The sequence below is a fragment of the Pulveribacter sp. genome (genome assembly GCF_032079985.1).
Taxonomy (GTDB): Bacteria; Pseudomonadota; Gammaproteobacteria; order Burkholderiales; family Burkholderiaceae_C; genus Melaminivora.
In genome coordinates, this window is sequence record NZ_DAMATK010000001.1 from 670,347 (window position 1) to 691,349 (window position 21,003).

The following is a 21,003-nucleotide window of genomic DNA, read 5'->3' on the forward strand; positions in this document are numbered from 1 at the left end:
CGATGAAAGCCACCCGACTGGCCATCCCCGACGTCGTGCTGATCGAGCCCAAGGTCTTCGGCGACGCACGCGGCTTCTTCTTCGAGAGCTTCAACCAGCGCGCCTTCGACGAGGCCACCGGCACGAGCCACCAATTCGTGCAGGACAACCACAGCCGAAGCAGCCGCGGCGTGCTGCGCGGCCTGCACTACCAGATCCAGCAGCCGCAGGGCAAGCTGGTGCGCGTGGCGCGCGGCGCCGTGTGGGACGTGGCGGTGGACATCCGCAAAAGCTCGCCCACCTTCGGGCAATGGGTGGGTGTGGAGCTCTCCGAAGACAACCAGCGCCAGCTGTGGTTGCCGCCAGGGTTCGCGCACGGCTTCGTGGTGCTGAGCGAGACGGCGGATTTTCTGTACAAGACCACGGACTACTACGCGCCGGAGCACGAGCGCTGCATTGTTTGGAACGATGCGCGGCTGGGCATTCGCTGGCCCTATGAGGGGCAGCCCCAGCTGTCGGCCAAGGATGCGCAGGGCGTGGCGCTGGAGCGGGCAGAGGTGTTCGGCTGAGAGTCATCCGCCCTGCGGCTGCTCCTTTTGTGGCACACATGCCCGGCGCCAGGATGCAAGAGGTAACCGAGCCGGTGGGCCTGGCCCTTTAGGCCGGGTGCACGGGTACACTTGGCGCCCCAGCCACGGATCGCTCCCTGCGCGGGTTGCGCCGGCTGCGCCGCTTGCGCCTTTTCCATGACCACTGAATCCACCATCGACAGTCCCGAGCCTCTGCTGGCACCGGACGCCGCCACACCGCGCCCGCGCCTGGGCGAGCTGCTCGTGCAGGAGGGCAAGGTGAGCGCGCGAGACATCGAACGCGCACTGCTGGCCCAGCAGGAGATGGGAGGGCTGCTGGGCCGGGTGCTGGTGCGCTTGGGACTGGTTTCCGAAGCCGACGTGGCCGTAGTGCTTTCGCGCCAGCTGGGCATTCACTTCGTTCCGGCGGATCAGTTTCCCGACGTCATGCCGGAGGTCGAAGGGCTGCTGCCGGACTTCTTGCACACCCATGGCCTCTTCCCGCTGGCGGTGCAGGGCGACGAGCTGCACGTGGCGATGGCGACCCCGCAGGATCCGTTCACCGTCAAGGCGTTGCGCCTGGCTACCGGTCTGCAGGTCGTGCCGCACCTGGCGTTGGAAAGTGCCATCGAGAAAGCCTTGGCCGAGCCGGTCGAGGAGACCCAGGACGACGGCGACGACGGCCTGTTCGGCGACGGCCTCGATGGCGGCGACTTCGTCGAACACCTGAAGGACCTGGCCAGCGAGGCTCCGGTCATCCGCCTGGTCAACACCATCATCGGCCGGGTGATCGACCTGCGCGCCTCCGACATCCATTTGGAGCCTTTCGACGACGGGCTGCACGTGCGCTACCGCGTGGACGGCGTGATCCATCCGGGCGAGGTGGTGCCGCCGCGCCTGTCGGCCGCCGTCAGCTCGCGCGTGAAGCTGCTGGCGCACCTGGACATCGCCGAGCGCCGCCTGCCGCAGGACGGGCGCATCAAGACCCGCGTGAAGGGCCGCGAGCTGGACTTGCGCGTGTCCACCGTACCCACGGTGCACGGGGAAAGCGTGGTCATGCGGGTGCTCGACCGCGCCAGCGTGCGACTGAACCTGGACACCATGGGCTTCGAACAGGACACGCTTGCGCGCTTCAACGAGCTGCTGGCGCGCCCGCACGGCATCCTGCTGGTGACCGGCCCGACCGGCTCGGGCAAGACGACCACGCTGTATGCGGCGCTGTCCAAGATCGACTCCGAGGCCAACAAGATCATCACCGTCGAGGATCCGGTGGAGTACCAGCTGGAGGGCATCAACCAGATCCAGGTGCATCCGCAAATCAACCTGACGTTTGCCAACGCGCTGCGCTCCATCCTGCGCCAGGACCCGGACATCATCATGATCGGCGAAATGCGCGACGGCGAGACGGCGCAGATCGCCGTGCAGTCGGCCCTGACCGGCCACCTGGTGCTGTCCACGCTGCACACCAACACGGCCGCCGGCGCCGTCGTCCGCATGCAGGACATGGGGGTGGAGAGCTACCTCATTACCTCCTCGGTCAACGGCGTGCTGGCCCAGCGTCTGGTGCGCACGCTGTGCAGTCACTGCAAGCAGCCCTATGAGCCGGGCGAGCAGGTGCGCTCCAGCACCGGCCTGGTGCGCTTTGCGCAGGCCGGCCAGCCCCTCTACCGCGCCGTGGGCTGCGAGCAGTGCCGCCAGTCGGGCTACCGCGGCCGCACGGGCATCCACGAGCTGTTCGTGCTGGACGAGCCCATGCGCCGCGCCATCATCGACGGCAAGGACGCCAACGCCCTGCACACGCTGGCCTCGCAAAGCGGCATGCTCAGCCTGTACGAGGACGGCCTGCGCAAAGTGGCCGCCGGCGTGACCACGCTGGACGAGGTGGCGCGCGTGACGCAGGACCAGAGCGATGCCTGATTTCGTCTGGCGCGCCGCCACGGCGGCGGGCAAGGTCGAGGAAGGCCGGCTGTCCGCGCCCAGCAGCGCGGCGGCCCTGCGCCAGTTGCGCGAGCAGGGGCTCACCCCGCTGCGCATCGACGATGCCGCTGCCGCCTCCTTCACGCCCGGTGCCGGGGCCAGCGCGGGCGCCCGGCCCGCCGGCGGCGGGCTGCCTGCGCCGGCCAGGGGGCGCCAGGCCAAGGGGCCCGTCAATGCCGCCGACGTGCTGGCGCTGACCTCCGAGCTGGCCATCATGCTGCGCGCGGGCCTGGCACTGGACAACGCGCTGCGCGTGCTCATCGACATGAGCCACAAGCCCAGCGTCGGCGCGCTGGTGCAGGGCATCCTGGACGCCGTCAAGGGCGGCACGCCGCTCAGCCGGGCGCTGGCCGCGCACCGCGAGCTGTTCGGCGACTTCTACATCAACATGGTGCGTTCGGGCGAGGTCAGCGGCCAGATGTCCGCCGTGCTGGACCGCCTGGTCGAGCACATGGAGCGCCAGCGCGCCCTGCGCGAGAGCGTGGTGTCGGCCACCATCTATCCGGCCATCCTGCTGGCCGTGGCCGTGCTGTCGCTCATTGCCATGCTCGGCTTCGTGGTGCCGCAGTTCGAAAAGCTGTTTACCGACATGGGCGACGCGCTGCCGCTGCCCACACGCATCGTGATGGAGATGGGCCATGCCTTCCGGCAGTACGGCCTGCTGATCGGCGTGGCGGCCGTGGGCGGTGTCATGCTGCTCATGCGCTGGCTGCGTTCGCCCGCCGGCCAGCAGTGGTGGCAGGCGCGCCTGCTGCGCCTGCCGCTGGTGGGGCGGCTGGCCCTGCGCTACCAGCTCACGCTGTTCTCGCGTTCGCTGGGCACCCTGCTGGGCAACGGCGTGCCCATGCTCACTGCGCTGCACATCGCCACCGACACTGTGGGCAACGCCGTGCTGCACCAGGCGCTGGCCAAGGTGGCGCCCATCGTCAAAGAGGGCGGCAAGGTGGTGCAGGCCATCTCGCTGACCGGCATTTTTGAACCTTTGGCCATCAACCTCATCCGAGTGGGAGAGGAAACGGGCCGCATCGGGCCCATGATGCTGGAGCTTTCCAACATCCTCAACCGCGAGGTGGAAACCGGCATCAAGCGCCTCTTGACCCTGGTCGAGCCGGTGCTCATCCTGGTGCTGGGGGTGCTGATCGCCGGCATCATCGTCTCCATCCTGCTCGGGATCCTGTCCATCAATGACCTCGCCGTATAGCTTTCGTTTCATCCTGGAGCCTTTTTCCATGCAGAGCCTTCGCTCCCGCTGCGCCGGCAGCCGTTTCCCGAGCCGCCGTGCGCGCGGCTTCACGCTCATCGAACTGCTGGTGGTGCTGGCCATCCTGACGCTGCTGGCAGGCCTGGTGGGTCCCCGCGTGCTCAACCAGCTGGGCGGCGCCAAGGCCAAGACAACTGCCGTGCAGATCGCGGACATCGACAAGGCGCTGGAAATCTACAAGCTGGACGTGGGGCGCTACCCCACCAACGAGGAAGGGCTCGCGGCCCTGATGAAACGTCCGGGTGCCGCTCCGGGGTGGAACGGTCCCTACCTCAAGGGCGAAGCCGTGCCCACGGATCCCTGGGGCCATCCCTTCCGCTATGCCAACCCGGGCCCAAACGGCGGGGTGGAGATCCTGTCGCTGGGTGCGGACGCGGCACCGGGTGGCGAGGGCGAGAACGCGGACATTCGCAACTCCAACTGATCCTTTCTCTACGGCGTGGACGTGGTGCGCGAGCGGGGCTTCACGCTGCTGGAGCTTCTGGTGGTTTTCGCCATCCTGGCTCTGGTCATGGCAGTGGCACCCATCGCCTACGACAGGATGCACAGCGCCGCCCAGTACCGCGAGGTCGTGCGCGGCATGGTCGGTGGCATGCGTGCGGCACGCCAGCAGGCCGTGCTGTCGGGGCGCGATGCGCTCTTCAGTGTGGATCTGCGGCAGCGCCTGTACGGATTACAAGGGGCGGCCGAGAACGCCATTCCCGAGACCGTTTCCGTACGCGCCACCGTGGCGGCCGGCGAGGTGCAGGACGACCGCTTCGTCATCCGCTTCTTACCGTCGGGCGGCGCCAGCGGCGGCAGCGTGGATGTGGCCAGGCCTTCTGGCGATGGAGTGCGGCTGCGTGTGGACTGGTTTTCCGGTCGCATCGAGCAGGAGGCGCTGCAGCCATGATGGGACGCCAAGCTGCGGCGCGGGGCTTTTCCCTGCTGGAGCTGCTGGTGGCCTTTGCCATCATGGCCATGGCCCTGGGCATGATTTACCGGGCTGTCGGGGGCGCGGTGCGCAACGTTTCCACCGTCGAGGAGCGCCAGCGTGTTTTCTGGCTGGTCGAATCCGTACTCGCGCAGGTCAACGGCGTGCCGGAGCAAGGGCTCAGCCAGGAAGGCCAGGCCCAGGAGTTCCAATGGAGCCTGCGCACTGCTCCTTACTCCGGCGGGCTGACCGACCCGAGCGCTCCGCGGCTGCACGAAGTACTCGTGGTCGTCGCCTGGAGCGACGGCGGCGAACCGCGCCAGCTTGAATTCACGACCTTGCGGCCTCAGAAGACCGCTGCTGCGCCGCGGTGAGAGTAGTGGCAGGCATGGGTGCATCTTCTTTTCCGGCCCGCAGCCGCGGTTTCACGTTGCTGGAGACCCTGGTTGTCGTGGCGTTGCTGTCCATCATCATGCTGGCGCTGGTGTCCGCACTGCGCAGTGTGGGTCAGGGTGGAGATCGCGTGGACGCACGCCTGCAGCGGTTGGACGATCAGCGTGTCGCCCTTCGCTTCATGCACCAGGCGTTGGGTCGGATTTCCGCACGCACCGTGACCAGCAGCCGGGGACTTGGGCCCCTGTTCGAGGGGGCTGCCGACCACGTGGCCTGGGTCGGCATCATGCCGGCGCGCTATGGGGCGGGCGGGCGCCACTTCTTTCGCCTTGGGGTCGAAGATGCGGCAGCCGCACCGGCACTCGTGCTGCGTTACCTGCCCTGGACCGATCAGCCGGAATTTCCCGATTGGGGAAGCGCTGACGCTCAGGTCATCGTCCCTGGTGTGCAGTCCATCGGGCTGCGCTACGAGGATCCCCGCCAGCCGGATGCGACCCAGGCGTGGACAGAGACATGGCCTTTCCTCAACGACTTACCTTCGGCGGTGTCCATCGTGATGGCAGGTGAAGGGCTGCTTACGGATCGTCTGGTGGTGCCCTTGCGGGTGCTGCCGGCCTCGGACCCACGCTATGGCGGCGGCGATGGCACGGTGATCGGGGGGCAGTAGCGATGGCGGCGGTATCGAAGCAGCGGGGCCTGGCACTCATTGCCGTTCTGTGGCTGGTGGCGGCGCTCAGCGTGATCGCGACGGGGATGATGCAGTCCGTCCGCACGGAGGCACGCATGACCGCCCGTACCCGCGACGTCGTGCTGGCATCCGCACTCGGGGAGTCGGCCATGCAGCTGGCACTGCAGGCGATGGTGGCCGGAGGCAAGCGGCCCGACCGCCTGCTGCGTGAGCAGATTGCCTACGCGGGCGCCACAGTGGATATGCAGGCCATGCCCTTGAACGGCTACATTGACCTCAACAAGGCGCCCGTCGAGCTGCTGCAGCAGGCGCTGCAAGTCGCTGGCGGGCTGCCGCCGGACGGAGCCGGCGCCCTGGCGCAGGCCATCCTCGAGCGCCGCTCCACCCCGGGCCCCGCAGGCAAGCCGGACTTTTTCGAAGCGCCCGAAGACCTTTTGCGCCTTCCCGGGCTGGACTATCCTCTCTACGCACGCATCGCGCCCCTGGTCACCACCGACGCGCAGGGCTCGGGGCGGGTCAATCCCCTGGCGGCTCCGGCACAGGTGCTGCGTGTGCTGGCTTCAGGCAACGATGCCGCCGTGGCCAGCATCGTGGCCGCCCGCGATGCCAACCAGGTAGGCATCGATCAAAGTGCCCTGAATACTGCCTGGCTCGACCCGGCCCCGAACGACAGCGTGGAACTCACAGCATTGGTGCCCCTGCCTGACGGAGGTACCGTTCGGGTCATTCGCCGCTATGCCATCGGCTCCCGGAGCGGCGACGGGTTACCATGGCGGGTTTTTTACGCGGAATCTTTTTTCGATCCCCCCGCGGTTGCTGGTCAGTAAATAAATGCCATCCCCCTCCTCGGAACTCAGGCTGTTCGGCCTTGATTTGCCTGCTGTGTGGCAGGAGATCCGCCAGGCATGGCGCAAGGTGTTGCGCATGCCAGCCCTGGGCTGGCTGGGCCCCAGGCCTGTCGTCCTTCTGCATGAAACGCAGGGCAGGGCAGGCTTGTGGAAGCAGCACGGTGCGGGGCGGTTCGTCCGCCAGGGAGACGGCGTCGAAGGAGCCCGCGTGGCCTTCCAGGCGGTCGAACTGCCGGAAGACATCCTGCTGCGCCGGCAGCTCACGCTGCCATCTCTTCCGCCTGAGCAACTGGTACGCGCCGTCGAGCTGGAAGCGCAGGGCAACAGCCCTTTCGCTCCCAGCGATCTGGTCTGGGGCCAGGCGGTGATGGGCGCGGCGGGCACCGGCCCCCAGCGCGTCGAACTGGTCCTGGCTTCGCGGCGCAGCATCGCGCAGCACCTGGCGCGGCATGCGGGCGGCCTGGATCAGCCGGAGGTCTGGGTGCGGTGCGCACAGGCAGCCGATGGCGCATTCCCATTGCAGGGCTTCGGCGAGGAGCGCCGCCTGCGCGCCGAACGCCGCGGATGGTTGGTCCTGGGCTGCTTCGTATTGCTGGCGCTGGCGCTGGCCACAGCCATTGCCCTCACGCCGACACTGCAGCTGCGCCAACGCGCCCTGGAGGCCGTGGCCGCTTCCGCCCAATTGGCGCAACAGGCCCGTCCGCAAGTGGCCAAGCGGGAGGCGCTGCTGGCGGCCAATGAGCAAGTTCAGGCATTGGAGGCCCTTGTCGGCAACCGCCTCAACCCGCTGCGCACCATGCACACCCTGACACAGGTCCTGGGCGATGAGACCGTGCTGCAGCGTTTGCAGATCGAGGGCAGCAGCGTGCTCATTGCCGGCCAGACGCCCGATACGGCTGCCATGATGCAAAAGCTCAGCGCGCAGCCCGGCTTCAAGAGCGTGCGCGCACCCTCGGCCGCCACCCGGCCTGCGGGGGCTACCAAGGAAACCTTCCAGGTGGAATTCACCATCGACGAATCTTCTTCCCTGGTCAACGGCCCGGCGGTGCCAGCTGACCAGGCTGCCGCGGAGGCCAGGCCATGAGCCGGCTGACACGCCGTGACTGGGCCTGGGTGGCGGCCACCACCGCCCTCGTGCTGTTGCCCATCGCATTGGGCTTGGGCTATGTCTGGCGCAAGCACCAGTGGGCGCAGGGCGAGCTCGAGCGCATTGCCCCGCGCTACGCCCGCCTGGCAGGGTTGCAGCAGGCGCAGCAGCTCGACGAGCGCCTTGCGACTGCGCAAGGCCACCTGGCGCAATACGTCTACCCCGCCGGCGTCGATGCCACCCAGGCTGGCAATGATGCGCAGCAGCGCGTGCGTGCAGTGCTCGGGGCGGCAGGCCTGACCGTGGTCAGCAGCCAAGTGCTGCCGACCAAGACGGACAAGGGTTTCGAGCGTATTTCGCTCGCCGTGCGGGTCGAGGGCGAACTGATCCACCTGCAAAGCGCACTGGCCGTGATACCAAGCCTGACGCCGGTAGTCCTGATCGACGGCATGAACATCCAGGTGGTGGGCGTACAGCGCGCGGACCGCCCGCAACGCCTGGCGGTGCAGCTCAATCTCTCCGTACTACACGCCAAGCCCGTATGACGCAGCACGGAATACGCCTTTTCATCGCGGTCAACATCGCGCTGCTGGCTCTGCTGGCGTGGCTGTGGATCGGCCCCGATGGCAAGCCGCGCAATCTGGCCTGGCAGCCACCCCAGCCCGTGGCACCCGAACTTGGCAGCGAAGCGGCGGCCCTGCCTGAGGCCAAACCCATGGACACCGGGCTGTTCGTCGCCACGCTCGACCGCCCGCTGTTTTCGCCCAGCCGCCGGCCCGTGCCGCCAGCGCCCAAGGAGGCCCAGACGAAGACGGCCCCCGATCCGCTGGCCAATATTCATCTGTACGGCATCTATTCCACCGAAGGCGGCCCTGGAGGCATGCTGGCGCGCATTGATGGCAAGGTGCGCCGCGTGGCCATCAATGAAAACCTGGGGGGCTGGACGCTCAAGTCCGTACAGGAGCGTGAAGCCACGCTGACCCGCGATGGCGAGGAGCGCGTCATCCAGCTGGCCATCGTGCGCCCCTCTGCTCCGGGCAAGGCGGCTGCCGGCGGCCAGCAACCTGCGGCAACTGCCGCCGCCACGCCGCCCGCACCACCGCCGTTGGGCGGCTCGGCGGTCGGCACGACCGAAGAGCGCCGCCAGCAGCTGGAAGAAAGCCGGCGGGAACTGCAGCGCCGACGCAACGAACTACGCGCCAAGGCTGGCGCAAGACCCGTACCGTAAGCCAATGAACCATTCAAATGTCCTGAACCGACACATCCTGCTGGGCTGGGCCCTGGCGCTGTCATGTGCTGCGCAGGCGCAGCCTGCCATCGCCCCTGCGCCGGCCGCGGTCGCCGCTCCTGAACAGTCCCGTGCAGACAGCCCCCCTGCGGACGCAGCGCCTGCGCAGGCGCCAGTGCGCGAAGAGCCGCGCATCATCCGCGGCAACGACCGCGTCTTCAATGCACCCACGGCGGTGCCGCCCGTCCAGGGTTCCGCTAGTTCCTACAAGTTCGAAGACGCGCCGATCGTCGACGTGGTGCACGTGTTCATGCGCGAGGTCCTCAAGGTGGACTATGTGCTGCACCAGCCCCTTGGAGGCAGCGTCACCCTGGCCACGCGCGGCCCCATTTCGCCCGATGACGGGCTGGCCCTGCTGGAAAGCGCCTTGCAGGCCAACGGCCTGGCGATGGCGCGCGACACGCGCGGTGTGTACCACGTCGGCAAGCCGGAGAATCTCAAGAGCGTGGCCAGCAACATCCGGCAGGCCGGCAAGGACCCGCTTCCCCCGGGCTATGGTGCCGTCATCGTCCCGCTGCAGTACATCGGCGCCAACGAGATGGCCACCATCCTGCGCCCCCTGGCGCCAGGCGACGCCATCGTGCGCGTGGACAACGTGCGCAACCTGCTCGTGCTGGTGGGCACGCGCAACCAGGCCGAAGGTTGGCTGGATCTTGTGCGCACCTTCGACGTCGATCTGCTCAAGGGCATGTCCGTGGGCCTCTTCCCGCTCAAGCATGCCAGCGTCAAGGAGGTGGAGGCGGCTCTGCAGCTCGTCAGTGGCGGCGCCCCTTCGCCCGCAAGTAGGGGCGCAGGTGCTGCGCGTGCCGCTGCGGCCAGCGCCCCGGGCGCTGGTGCCACGGCGGGCGGCGCGGCCGCAGCCGGGGGGGCGTCTGCGTCCGCAATCCCCCTGCTGAGCGAGAGCAATCCCCTGTTCGGCGCCCTGCGCATCCTGCCCGTGGAGCGGCTCAACAGCATTTTGGTGGTCACCCCGCGAGCCTCCTATCTGGAAGAGGCGCGCCGCTGGATCGAAAAGCTCGACCAGCCCAGCGACGGCGGGGCCGAGCCGCAGCTCTATATCTACCGTGTGCAAAACGGCAATGCCCGCCACCTGGCCGGAGTGCTCGGAGGCATCTTCGGCGGCACGGCACCCGCGGGGGCGGCTGCCACGGGCGTGGCCCCGGGGCTGGGCAGCGCGGTGGGCGCCAGCCAGGGGCAGGGCTTTGGCAATATGGGGGCAGGCTTCGGCAGCGGTTACGGGGGCGGATTCGGCAGCGGCTATGGCTCTGGTTTCGGCACTGGCATGAGCTCGGGATTCGGTCGCACAGGTAGCACCTTCCCCCAGCAGAACCGCCTTAACCAAGTCACCAACCAGCCGCCAGCGACAGCGCAGCTTGGCAATGTGCGGGTCATGGCGGACGACCTGAACAACACCATCCTCGTATGGGCCACCAAGGCCGAGTTCGACAAGATCGAATCCACCCTCAAGCGGCTTGACCTGCCGCCCACGCAGGTGCTCATCGAGGCGTCCATCGTCGAAGTGACCCTCAACGATGACCTGAACTATGGCCTGCAGTGGGCCTTCAGCGGCAGCGCGGGCAGCGACTACCAGGGGGCTGGGCAGATTGGTGCAGGCGGCATCAGGCCGAACACGGGTAGTTTGAGTGACGCCATGGGCAAGGGTTTTACCTACTCGCTGGTCAATTCCGCCGGTCAGATCCGGGTGGCCTTGTCCGCGCTGGCCACCAAGACCAAGGTCAAGATGATCTCCAACCCCTCTCTCATGGTGCTGGACAACCACCTGGCCATGATGGTCGTGGGCAACCAGGTGCCGGTGCAAAGCAGCACCATCACCGGAGAAACATCCCTCATTACCACCAGTACGGTGCAGTACCGCGATACGGGCGTGAACCTGGCGGTCACTCCCTCGGTGAATGCCGGCAATCTGGTCACGATGCAGATCGACCAGATCGTGACCGATGCTGCGGACAACCCAAGCGGCAATGGCAACAATCAGCCCATCTTCCTGCAGCGCCAGATCAGCAGCAAGGTGGCCGTGCGCTCGGGCGAATCCATCGTGCTCGGCGGCCTGATAAAGGACAGCCAGAGCGCTGGCAAGAGCGGCGTGCCCGTGCTGCAGGATCTGCCCCTGGTGGGCAACCTCTTCGGCACCAACACCAACGGCGGCGCACGCACCGAGCTGCTGGTGGTCATCACGCCGAAGGTGGTGCGCACCGATCCTGAGATCCGCGAAGTCAGCGAGGAACTGCGCGACCGCTTGCGGGGTCTTGAGAGCCTGCAGGGCGCGCCCCGCAGCATGCCTGCCCCGGCTGCCGCACCCGCCGTGCTGCAGCCGCTGCCTGCACAGTGAGTGAGGGCGGCGGGCTTTCTTTTTCTTTTTTCCATCAAGGAGTCGACGACGATGTCTGCTTTCTCCCTGCGCTCCGCACTGGCCGTGGCAGCCGTGGCCCTGGTGGCCGGCTGCGCGGCCCTGGGGCCGCAAGCGCCCGAGGAGGCCGTGAAGGCCCGAGCCAACGCGCGATGGGCCGCGCTGCTCAAATCCGACATGACCAATGCCTATGCTTACCTGACCCCCGGCTACCGTGCCGTGCATGATCTGGAGAGCTACCGCAAGCGGCGAGGCACCGCTGTCAAGTGGACTGGCGCCGAGGTGGTGGACGTGCGTTGCCCTGAAGCAACCAAGTGCCTGGCCAAGGTGCGTATCGAGGCCAAGCCCTTCATGGGCCGCAAGTTTGGCGATACCATCAACACGCACTACGACGAGACTTGGCTGTTGGAAGACGGCCAGTGGTGGTTGTTTGAAAAAATTTGACGGCAAGACCTGCAATGGCACGCATGCTGAGGTTGATTTGGCGCGACTGATGGAGGATGTTGTATAGGCAAAATTTGTTGTACTTGACCAACATTCCCCTCATGGCTGCCAAATCGATGCAAGAAAACGTAGGCACCATGCTAGGATTTCCCGGCGTAAACAACCCCCTCCCTTTAGTTGCGCCAAACGACTTTTCAACTGGAGTACTTATGAAAAAGAATGTTCTCGCCCTGAGCATTGCCGCTATGGTTGCCGGCTTTGCTGGTGGCGCGTCTGCAATGACTGTCGCAGATAATGACCCTGCGGCTGCTGCTACTAAGCTGATCGTCGGCAATTCGGGCACGGGCCACATGCTGGTGGTGCCTTACTTCTCCACGCAAGCTGCCAACGCCACGCTGCTGTCGGTGATCAACACCGACACCGTCAACGGGAAGGCTGTGAAGGTGCGCTTCCGTGGCGCCGCCAACTCCGACGATATTTTTGACTTCCAAGTGTTCCTGTCGCCTGGCGACGTATGGACGGCCGAAGTCAGCCAAAACGCGCAAGGCGTGTCGCGCCTCGTTACCAACGATGCGAGCTGCACCAAGCCTGCCAAGGAAACCATTAACAGCACGCCCTTCATCACTTCGCGCCTGAATCCCAAGCTCAGCGCTGAAGAGAAGGCCAACCAAACGCGCGAAGGCTATATTGAGATCTTCAATATGGCAGACATTCCGCCTGTCACCACGAACACCGGCGTGTATCCGCTGATCAAGCACGTCAATGGCGTGGCGCCTTGCGCGAATGTCACGGCCAATGGTGTCGCCAACACCGCTTGGACTGACCTCAATACTAATACCGACGCAGGTGGTCTGGCGGCTCTCGGCCTGGCGCGCCCCACCACGGGTCTGGCAGCGAACTGGACGCTGATCAACGTGCCCAAGGCTGTCGCCTGGAGCGGTACGGCAACCGGCATCGAAGCAGTGAACGCGGATAACAATCCTGTGGCTGCCAAGTACGTGTACTTCCCGCAGTCCCAGGTCAGCGCTGCTGGCTTGGCGGCGCAGTTCACTGCCGACCCGCTGCTGAATACGACTTCGGTCACCAGTGGTGGAGTCACAACTACGGTGCCTGCCGCAGTGGCGCCCGCACTGTATGACCTGCCTGACATGTCCACACCGTATGTTGCGGGTACTCCTGCCGCGCAAGCTACGGCGTTGAGCCGTGCATTGGCTGCCACCAGCGTGATTAACGAGTACTGGACTGATCCTGCCATTGCTGCTGCAACCGACTGGGTGTTCTCCATGCCTACCCGCCGTTACGCGGCAGCCGTGAAGTACCCCGCAGCAGGCTCCGACGCTAGCGTCAAGCCCGTGGCTGTGTACAACCCTGGTAACATTGGCTATTTCACTGCAGATAACACTACGCTGGTCGGTGACCGCCTGTGCGTGCGTAACATCTCCACCGGTCCGTGGGACCGTGAAGAGCGTAAGCCGCAAGCTGCAGACGATGTCGTGATCTCCCCCGGTGTTCCTGGCGAGGCAGTGCTGTTCTGTGGTGAAGTCAGTGTGCTTAGCTTCAACAACGCTGCCTCGTCCGTCAGCGGCGTGATCAGCGGCACCGTGGCCGTGAAGGACATCGACGTGGGCTTCCAAGACGGCTGGATGCGCCTGGATACCCCGGGCGCAGTGGCAGCCAACGGCCTGCCGGTGCTGGGCCAGGCCTTCGTGTCGGCTTACAACCCGCAAGTGAGCGACGGCACCTCCGGTAACTACAACATCGGTTGGTCGCACCGCTACATCCGCCCGGTGAACAGTCCTCTGTGAGATTAGGCGAGGCAGCCTGGCAATCAGGTCTGACCTAAAATAAAAAGGCGGGGTCTCTACCCCGCCTTTTTTATTTTCGGCCTTGTAAGGGTCTGCTTTTTTGCTTTTGAACTGGGAACGTGTGATGAAGAGATTGACATGTCTGGGCGCGGCCGCCGCATTGGCCTTTTGCATCGGCTCCGCCTTTGCTGCGCAGGATGCGGTGCTCATGCAGGTGGGCAAGGTGCAGGTGACCGAAGCCGACTTGACGGCTGAGCTGCAGCGCATTCCGCCCCAGGCCCGGGCAGCCGCGCTGGCCCGGTCCGAGAGCGCGCAGGCAGCCCTGAAGATGCTCATGGCCCGCCGGCTGCTGGCGCAGGAGGCCCGGACCAATGGCCTGGCCGCCACACCCGAGGTGCGGGCACTGCTCAAGGTCAACGAGGAGCGTGTGCTGTCTGAGGTGCGCTTGCTGCAGGCCGACGCCAGCAACGCGCCTGATGATGCCGTACTCGAAGCATATGCCCGGGAACACTACAACGCCGAGCCCAAGCGTTTCGAGATAGCAGCGCAGACGCGTGCGCGCCATATCCTGATTGCAGGCGACAGCGACGAGGCTAAGGCCCAGGCCGAAAAGCTGCTGGCCGACATCAAGGCAGGCGCCAGTTTCGAGACGGTGGCACAGGAGCATTCGCAGGACCCGGGATCCGCCAAGAAGGGCGGGGATCTGGGCTTTTTTGGCGAGGGGCGCATGGTGCCTGAATTCGATGCCGCACTGCAGCCACTGCAGCCGGGCGAGGTGGGCGGCCCCTTCAAGACGCAGTTTGGCTGGCACCTGGTGCAGCTGGTGGAGCGCCGGCCCGCCGGCAAGCGCCCGTATGCAGAGGTGCGCGACGAGTTGCGCCAGGAAGGCCGCAACCGCATCCTGAGCGAAAGGCGGGCGGCCCAGGTGGCCAAGCTGCTGCAGGGCAGCGAGTACAACGACGAAGCCATCAAGGCCTTCGTGGACAAGCTTCAGTAATAATCACGGTCTTCCTGCGCGCGGCGGGGGACGGCACGATGCCGCTCCCCGCCGCGTTCTTTTCGGCAGGCTGACGCTGATGGCTTCCCTCTATCTTGAATTGACCGATCTGGCCCGCCTGCGTGGCCTCGCCTGGGTGCTCACCCTGCGCGAGGTGGTGGCCCGCTACAAGGGCTCCGCCGCTGGCGTGTTCTGGGCTTATGTGCAGCCGTTGCTGACGATCGCTGCCTACTATCTGGTTTTCGATGTTGTGTTCGCCATGCGCCTGGGTGAACACGCTCCGACGAACCGGGTGGGCACTTACCTCATCGTGGGCTCTCTGCCCTGGATGGCGTTTTGTGATGCCGTGGGGCGTGGCACCTCCAGCCTGATCGAGGCGGGCGCGCTGCTGCACAAGAATGCCCTGCCGCCCGTGCTATTTCCGGCACGCACCGTGTTGGCCAGCACGGTGGTCTATGGGCCTTTGCTGCTGCTGCTTGCATTGGCCTACACACCCGTCCATCGCTTCGCTCCTGCCGTGCTGTCCGTGTTGCCTCTGCTGGTGTTGCAGGCAGTACTGGCCTTTTTGCTGGCTTATGTGCTGGCGATCATGGCAGCGGCGCTGCGTGATGTGGTGCAACTGGTGGGGTTTCTGCTGTCCATTGGCATTTTCGTGTCTCCGGTGCTGTTTCCCATGACGCTCTTTCCCGCTGCGTGGCGCTGGGTTTTGTGGTGCAACCCAATGACACCTGTGGTGGTGGGGCTGCAGACGGCGCTGTTGCAAGGCACGTGGCCCCCGGTACAAGTCTGGTGGGTGCTGACGTTGTGGATCGTAGGGCTGGCGCTACTGCTGTCGGTGCTGGTGCGGCGCAGCCGAGATCAGCTGGTGGACTGGCTATGACGCAGCCGATTTCCGGGTCGGGTACGCCCGTCGTGCTGCGCCTGCAGGGGGTCAGCAAGGAGTACCGCCTCTACGCCTCGCCACGCGAACGTTTCAAGGCCCTGTTCAGCAGCCGCGCGCGTCACCGCAGCCATTGGGCGCTGCGCGACGTGTCGTTCGAATTGCGCCGCGGCCAATGTGTGGGCGTGATCGGCGACAACGGTGCCGGCAAGAGTTCGCTGCTTAAGCTGCTGGCCGGTACCCTGCAACCCAGCGCGGGCACGGTCGAGCGGGTGGGGCGGGTGACGGCCATACTGGAACTGGGTGCGGGTTTCCATCCGGATTTCAGCGGGCGCGACAATCTGTATTTCGGCGGCAGCTTGATCGGCATCGGGCACGACGAGATGGCGCGGCTGGAGCCGGAGATCGTGGCTTTTTCCGAACTGGGCGAAGCGCTGGACCGACCCGTCAAGACCTACTCTTCGGGCATGACGGTGCGCCTGGCCTTTGCGCTGGTCACGGCGGTACAGCCGGACGTGCTGATCATCGATGAGGCACTGGCCGTGGGTGACCAGCACTTTCAGAAGAAGTGCGTGGAGCGCATCATGGCGTTCCGCGACGCTGGCTGCACCATTCTGTTCTGTTCGCATAGCTCCTACCATATCCGCCACATGTGTGACCAGGCGATCTGGCTCAAGGACGGGCAGATCGCCGAAATGGGACCTACCGAGGCCGTGATGGGCGCCTACGAGATGCATTCCCGCCTGCGCTCGCAGGCCGGATCGTCCGAACGCGCGGCGAAAGCTGCCGCCGTGGCCGCCGAAGGTGTGCCGGCTGCCGTGCATGGCGAGCCAACCGCTACGTCGCCATCCGGCAAGCGCCTGCCCGCGAACCCCAACGGTCTGGGTGCCTGCCTCGTCTCGGTGACCATCGCTGGTCTGGGTGACGGAACGCCAGCCCTGTTGGATGGTGCTGATCTGGTGGTGACATTCATAGCGCGTGGGCGCGGCGACGAGTGTCCGAACCTGGGCTTCATGATTGAGCAGGCCCAGGGCACGGGCATAACCTCGCTGGCCACGCACGAAGAAGGCGCCTATCCTCAGCGGCTGCCCGATGGCACGTGGCGTGCGGTGCTCACCTTCCCTGACCTGCCACTGCACAGCGGTGAGTATGTGGTCAGCGCCTACCTTTTCGATGAGAGCGGGCTCGTGCTCTACGATGCATGGCTGCATTACCAGCATTTCCGCTTTGTCTCGCCCACCCTCATGCCAGGGCTGGTGCGGTTGCCGCACACGTGGTCCTGAGACCTCGTGCTCTTTGATCGATGGATGGATCGATGTCTTCTCAAGAAAAACCTGTGCTTGCGCACGATCCACTCGCGCAGGCGCGGGCTCTGATGGCGGGTGGCGACCTGGAAGCCGCCGGGCAATTGCTGGTGCAGGCGCGCGACGTTCCCGAAACCCGGCTGCAGGCGCACAACCTGATCGAGCAGAGCTTCCCGGCACTATCGTATGGCCAGTGGATGGGGTGCCCCTGCGAGATTTCGCAGGCCGACGACATCTACCGCTTCTTCGCCGCGCATCCATCAAGCCTGAATCCCATCCGCGACTACTTGGCCGACGGCTGGCGCACGATGGCCGAACTGGTGCTGTTGTTGGAGCAGGCGGGTCATCCGTTGCTGCACACACGCAGCTTTCTGGAATTTGCGAGCGGCCACGGGCGTTTCACACGGCACTTGGTCAAGGCGCTCGGCGCCGAGCGTGTCGTAGTCTCGGATGTGGTCGCGGATTCGGTGGACTTCGCCCGCGTGGCTTTCGGCGTGGAAGGCTTCGTATCGGCAGCGGTGCCGGAGGACGTGCGCTGGGACAAGCAACACGACGTGGTGTTCGTGTTGTCTCTCTTCAGCCATTTGCCAGCTTCTACATGGTCGCGCTGGCTGCGCCGCATCTACGACATGGTGACACCCGGCGGCGTACTCGTTTTCACTACGCATGGTGAAGCAGCGGTGCGCAAGCAGGATGTGTCGCTGGACGCGGATGGCTATTTCTTCACTCCGTCGAGCGAGTCCACGGCCATCGACGCTCAGGAGTATGGCACCACGTTCACCTCCGAAGCCTACGTCCGTGCCCGCATCGCCGAGCACCTGCCCGGAGCGCGGCTGCGGCAGTTCTCGCCGCAGCACTTCTGGCACCACCAGGACGCGTTCGTGGTCGAGCGCCCGTAAACAGGAGCGCACATGCACAAGAGTTCACTGGCCCACGTGCAGGGGTTGGTTCATAAATACCTCGGCACCAGCACGAACCGGCCGCTGAAGATCCTTGACATCGGCAGCTTCGACGTTAACGGCAGCTACAAGCAGTTTTTCTTGCACCCGGCGTGGGAGTACACAGGCGTGGACCTGGCGGCGGGGCCAAACGTGGACGTGGTGCTGCAGTCGCCGTACCGCTTGCCGTTCGACAGCCACTCGGTAGACGTGATCGTCTCCGGGCAAGCGTTTGAGCACATAGAGTTTTTCTGGTGCTCATGGCTCGAAATGGTGCGCGTGCTCAAGCCAGGCGGATACATCTTCCTGATTGCGCCATCACGCGGCCCCGAACATCGCTATCCTCAGGACTGCTGGCGTTTCTATCCCGACGGCTATCGTGCATTGGCCAAGTACGCATCGCTCGAGCTGCTGCAGGTCAGCACCGATTGGGAGCCTCACCTGTCGGAGGACAGCGCCGCATGGGGGGATACCGTGGGCGTGTTTCGCCAGCCGCCGCTCAGCGGTATGCAGATGCTGCGCCGCAGGGTCATGCAGCAGTTGCGCTACCGTGTGATGCCAGGCTATCGATAGCTTGGCCTTGCCCATCATGCGGCCAAGGTATTGTCTGCCTCTGGCGCCGGGGACGGTCTTGCAGCTGGTCCGCATCGGTATGGCAGTGCTGGCGTTGCTCCTGTGGCTTGCCGCTATGGCGTGGCCCGTGCCCAGCCACGCACGCGACGCGCGGGCACAGCCCAAGACGCCCGCGGGAACACCCACGCAAGCGGCAGGTAAGGGCTTTGTGGACAAGGCTGAGGTGCGTGACGGTGTCCTGACCTTGCAGGGCTGGGCCGCTGCATACAACCCGAGCGTCTATGTCTCTCTGGCCGAGATCTGGCTGGGAGACAAGCGTGTCTATCGAGGTCGCCTCGGTTTCCTGACCAACCGTCCTGATGTGGTCGAGGCCACGGGGCAGCCACTATGGCTTAGCAGCGGATTCCATTTGCCAGTGCGCTTGCCGCAGGATTTTTCGTCTGGTGAGTTCTCGTTGCGCGTACAAGTCACCAATGGCGATGGGCGGCAGTTTGACCTGGGTATTGGCAAACAAGCAAGCGTGGTGCAGGTTCCCGTAGGCAGGCCTAGACCCTCGATGTATGCACAACTTGCGCTGGCGTTGTCGGCCGCATTGCCTGTGGGGTATCTGCTGCTCTCGTTTGCGTGGCGTGAAGGTGGCTGGGGGGCGCGGGGATTTTTGACAGTGGTGCTGACCTCTTTCGCGTTGCTGGTGGCGGGGGGTTGGAGCGGCTCTTCGTTTTCTCTGCTGCTCGACCAAGCAAAGATATTGCAGCATGACGGCGCGAGTTTCATTGGCAAGGCGCAGGAAGTCCGGCGCGATGAATGGCTGATCGTCACGCCTTTGGCAATGAGCCAGGCGGCCGAGCCGAACCGGCTTTCGTCGGTCAATCCGCTGCACGGGGTGTATGGCCAGAATATGAACGTAGTGGGCATGAGCGGTGCCCCTACGCTGGGGCTGGAAGCCATCGCCAAACCAGCGAGCTGGGGCTTCTTGGCGCTCGACTTGAGGCGTGCGTTGGCGTGGCATTGGTGGTTTCCCTTCTTTGCCTGCTTTTTTGCGGTGTGGGCCGTGCTGCGCTGCTGGTTCGCGCTGGACTGGCGGCAGGCGGCCGTGCTGGCGATGCTGGTTCCGGGCTCTGCCTACTCCGTAGGATGGTCGGGCTGGCCCGCGTATGCGAGCTTTTTCCCGGTCCTTGCAGCGTGGGCTGCCGAGCGCATGCTCCTCGCGGAGCGCAAGCTCGGTGCAGCGTTATGGGGATTGGCGTTGGGCTGGGCTGCGGCCGGATTTGTGCTCGTGCTCTACCCGGGTTGGCAGATTCCGTTGGCCTACCTGATGGCGTTGCTCATGCTGGCCCGATGGTGGCAAATGCGTTCGTTTTGGCACTGGGGAGTGGCGCAGACGCTTGGTGCATTGCTTGCCGTTTTGTTGGGCGGTGTGTTGCTGGCGACTTGGTGGAGTGATGCCCAGGGGGCCATTCGCGCGCTAAGCCAGACGGTGTACCCGGGGCAGCGCTCAATGGAACTGGGCGGGTACGTCGAGCCCTGGCACTTGTCGAAAGGCCTGGCCAATCTGGTGACGTTGTACGAAACCTCGCAGTGGTCCATTCCCAGCGATGCGGCGGGCAGCCTCTACCTGCTGGCTCCGTTGGCAGTGATGACACTGCTGCATCTCTTCATCCGGCGTTCCCTGGAAGCGCTGGTGGTGGTGCTGTGGTTGTTCACGGCGTTTGTGTTGGTGCACATGTTCCTCGGTATTCCAGCTTGGCTGGCGCGCGCGACGCTATGGGGCAAGGTTCCCGCCTTCCGGCTCGATGTGGTGCTGGTCCTCGTCCAGGTGTTCTTGCTCGGGTATTTCCTTCAGGGTGCGCCGGCGCTAAGGCAGTGGGCCGAGGGCTCTCGCACCAGAGCGGCGGCATTACAAGGAGCTGCAGCGGGAACCGCTATTGGCTTTGCATGGTTCAACTGGCACTGCCTGTCGATGATGCCTGTGCCCATGCAAGACTGGCTGAACCCGGCAGTGCTGGCTTTGGCTCTGTCCGGAGCTGGGTGGCTTGCCTATTTGTTGGTGCGGGGGCAGGTATGGAATGCGGTGGCGATCAGTGCAGTGTGGACGCTCGCGGTGAGCCTTCCTTTCAACCCGTTGCAGCAGGCTCCGCGGCATGTACAGCTGGTACCGGAACTGAGCTCGGTGCTGAAGCGCCCAGACAGCGGCGCACCTAGGCATGTTGCCGTGGTGAACGAAGATTTGTGGGTGGGCGCCTTGCCAGTCGTCGGCGTGGGTGTGGTCAACAGCTTTTTCTATGACCCTCCGCTCAGGTTCTGGCGCGACCTTGATCCCGAGGGCAGGCTGGATCAGGTCTACAACCGCTACCAGTTCATGCAGATAAAGCTCGAGCCGGCGATGGTCGATAGCGATTTCAGGATCAGCAGTCCGCGCATGGATGCGGTGACGCTCGGAGTGCAGCCGGCACGCTTCGATTTCGCCAGGGTGAAGGCGGACTTCGTGCTCGCCAACGTGCAGGACGCAGTACTGCTCGAGGGCAATGCATCCTTGCGGCTGGAAAGGACAGACGGCACTAGCTGGACGCTATTCCGGGTGATTTCAGGCGGCCAACGATCACAGGCCCATACCCGGTACTAGGGTAAAAAAGATAGCGTCCAGCGCTTGCCGGTTTTGGATTTGGGGTTTAAATGTCTTTGAACCCTACT

20 protein-coding genes are annotated in these 21,003 nt (G+C 65.2%); all 20 read left to right on the forward strand.

Annotated elements, in window-relative coordinates; genetic code table 11:
* Window positions 1-2: 2 nt before the first annotated feature.
* The gene (gene rfbC, locus RT282_RS03110; protein WP_313311707.1) at window positions 3-548 is read left to right on the forward strand and encodes a dTDP-4-dehydrorhamnose 3,5-epimerase; all 546 of its coding nucleotides are present in this window, start codon (window positions 3-5) and stop codon (window positions 546-548) included.
* A 177-nt stretch (window positions 549-725) separates the two neighbouring features.
* Window positions 726-2,465 (forward strand): type II secretion system ATPase GspE, encoded by a 1,740-nt coding sequence (gene gspE, locus RT282_RS03115; RefSeq protein WP_313311709.1) that lies wholly within the window; start codon window positions 726-728, stop codon window positions 2,463-2,465.
* Complete coding sequence (locus tag RT282_RS03120) at window positions 2,458-3,726, forward strand: type II secretion system F family protein (RefSeq protein WP_313311710.1); 1,269 nt, start codon at window positions 2,458-2,460, stop codon at window positions 3,724-3,726. The genes gspE and RT282_RS03120 overlap by 8 nt, the downstream gene beginning before the upstream one ends.
* Before the next feature lie 28 nt (window positions 3,727-3,754).
* On the forward strand, window positions 3,755-4,210 hold the full coding sequence (gene gspG, locus RT282_RS03125; RefSeq protein WP_312307043.1) for a type II secretion system major pseudopilin GspG: 456 nt from the start codon (window positions 3,755-3,757) through the stop codon (window positions 4,208-4,210).
* Between the two features lie 15 nt (window positions 4,211-4,225).
* The gene (locus tag RT282_RS03130) at window positions 4,226-4,678 is read left to right on the forward strand and encodes a GspH/FimT family pseudopilin (RefSeq protein WP_312307042.1); all 453 of its coding nucleotides are present in this window, start codon (window positions 4,226-4,228) and stop codon (window positions 4,676-4,678) included.
* A complete protein-coding gene (locus RT282_RS03135) occupies window positions 4,675-5,073 on the forward strand; it encodes a type II secretion system protein J (RefSeq protein ID WP_313311713.1) in 399 nt (132 codons plus the stop codon). Before RT282_RS03130 ends, RT282_RS03135 begins: the two co-directional genes overlap by 4 nt.
* Before the next feature lie 14 nt (window positions 5,074-5,087).
* On the forward strand, window positions 5,088-5,759 hold the full coding sequence (locus RT282_RS03140; RefSeq protein WP_313311715.1) for a prepilin-type N-terminal cleavage/methylation domain-containing protein: 672 nt from the start codon (window positions 5,088-5,090) through the stop codon (window positions 5,757-5,759).
* 116 nt (window positions 5,760-5,875) lie between these two features.
* Entirely contained in the window at window positions 5,876-6,607 is a 732-nt protein-coding gene (locus tag RT282_RS03145) for a type II secretion system protein GspK (protein WP_313311717.1), read from the forward strand.
* Window positions 6,608-6,611: 4 nt separating this feature from the next.
* A complete protein-coding gene (locus tag RT282_RS03150) occupies window positions 6,612-7,712 on the forward strand; it encodes a PilN domain-containing protein (RefSeq protein WP_313311718.1) in 1,101 nt (366 codons plus the stop codon).
* The gene (gene gspM, locus RT282_RS03155; protein ID WP_312307037.1) at window positions 7,709-8,260 is read left to right on the forward strand and encodes a type II secretion system protein GspM; all 552 of its coding nucleotides are present in this window, start codon (window positions 7,709-7,711) and stop codon (window positions 8,258-8,260) included. The genes RT282_RS03150 and gspM overlap by 4 nt, the downstream gene beginning before the upstream one ends.
* A complete protein-coding gene (locus RT282_RS03160) occupies window positions 8,257-8,943 on the forward strand; it encodes a hypothetical protein (RefSeq protein ID WP_313311723.1) in 687 nt (228 codons plus the stop codon). The genes gspM and RT282_RS03160 overlap by 4 nt, the downstream gene beginning before the upstream one ends.
* A gap of 4 nt (window positions 8,944-8,947) precedes the next feature.
* Entirely contained in the window at window positions 8,948-11,353 is a 2,406-nt protein-coding gene (gspD, locus tag RT282_RS03165; protein WP_313311724.1) for a type II secretion system secretin GspD, read from the forward strand.
* A gap of 51 nt (window positions 11,354-11,404) precedes the next feature.
* Window positions 11,405-11,815, forward strand: coding sequence for a hypothetical protein (locus tag RT282_RS03170; RefSeq protein ID WP_313311727.1), 411 nt, complete (start codon window positions 11,405-11,407; stop codon window positions 11,813-11,815).
* A 77-nt stretch (window positions 11,816-11,892) separates the two neighbouring features.
* Window positions 11,893-13,620: a cell surface protein gene (locus RT282_RS03175; protein ID WP_313311729.1), complete on the forward strand. Its 1,728-nt coding sequence runs from the start codon at window positions 11,893-11,895 to the stop codon at window positions 13,618-13,620.
* A gap of 124 nt (window positions 13,621-13,744) precedes the next feature.
* Window positions 13,745-14,617: a peptidylprolyl isomerase gene (locus RT282_RS03180; RefSeq protein WP_313311730.1), complete on the forward strand. Its 873-nt coding sequence runs from the start codon at window positions 13,745-13,747 to the stop codon at window positions 14,615-14,617.
* A 79-nt stretch (window positions 14,618-14,696) separates the two neighbouring features.
* A complete protein-coding gene (locus RT282_RS03185) occupies window positions 14,697-15,497 on the forward strand; it encodes an ABC transporter permease (RefSeq protein ID WP_313311732.1) in 801 nt (266 codons plus the stop codon).
* On the forward strand, window positions 15,494-16,780 hold the full coding sequence (locus RT282_RS03190) for an ABC transporter ATP-binding protein (RefSeq protein ID WP_313311733.1): 1,287 nt from the start codon (window positions 15,494-15,496) through the stop codon (window positions 16,778-16,780). Before RT282_RS03185 ends, RT282_RS03190 begins: the two co-directional genes overlap by 4 nt.
* Window positions 16,781-16,812: 32 nt before the next feature.
* Window positions 16,813-17,700 carry a class I SAM-dependent methyltransferase gene (locus RT282_RS03195; protein ID WP_313311736.1) on the forward strand — a complete coding sequence of 296 codons (888 nt, stop codon included), beginning with the start codon at window positions 16,813-16,815 and terminating at the stop codon, window positions 17,698-17,700.
* A gap of 12 nt (window positions 17,701-17,712) precedes the next feature.
* The gene (locus RT282_RS03200) at window positions 17,713-18,312 is read left to right on the forward strand and encodes a class I SAM-dependent methyltransferase (protein ID WP_313311738.1); all 600 of its coding nucleotides are present in this window, start codon (window positions 17,713-17,715) and stop codon (window positions 18,310-18,312) included.
* Between the two features lies 1 nt (window position 18,313).
* Window positions 18,314-20,935, forward strand: a complete 2,622-nt coding sequence (locus RT282_RS03205) for a hypothetical protein (RefSeq protein WP_313311740.1) — start codon at window positions 18,314-18,316, stop codon at window positions 20,933-20,935.
* The last annotated feature ends 68 nt before the right edge of the window (window positions 20,936-21,003 follow it).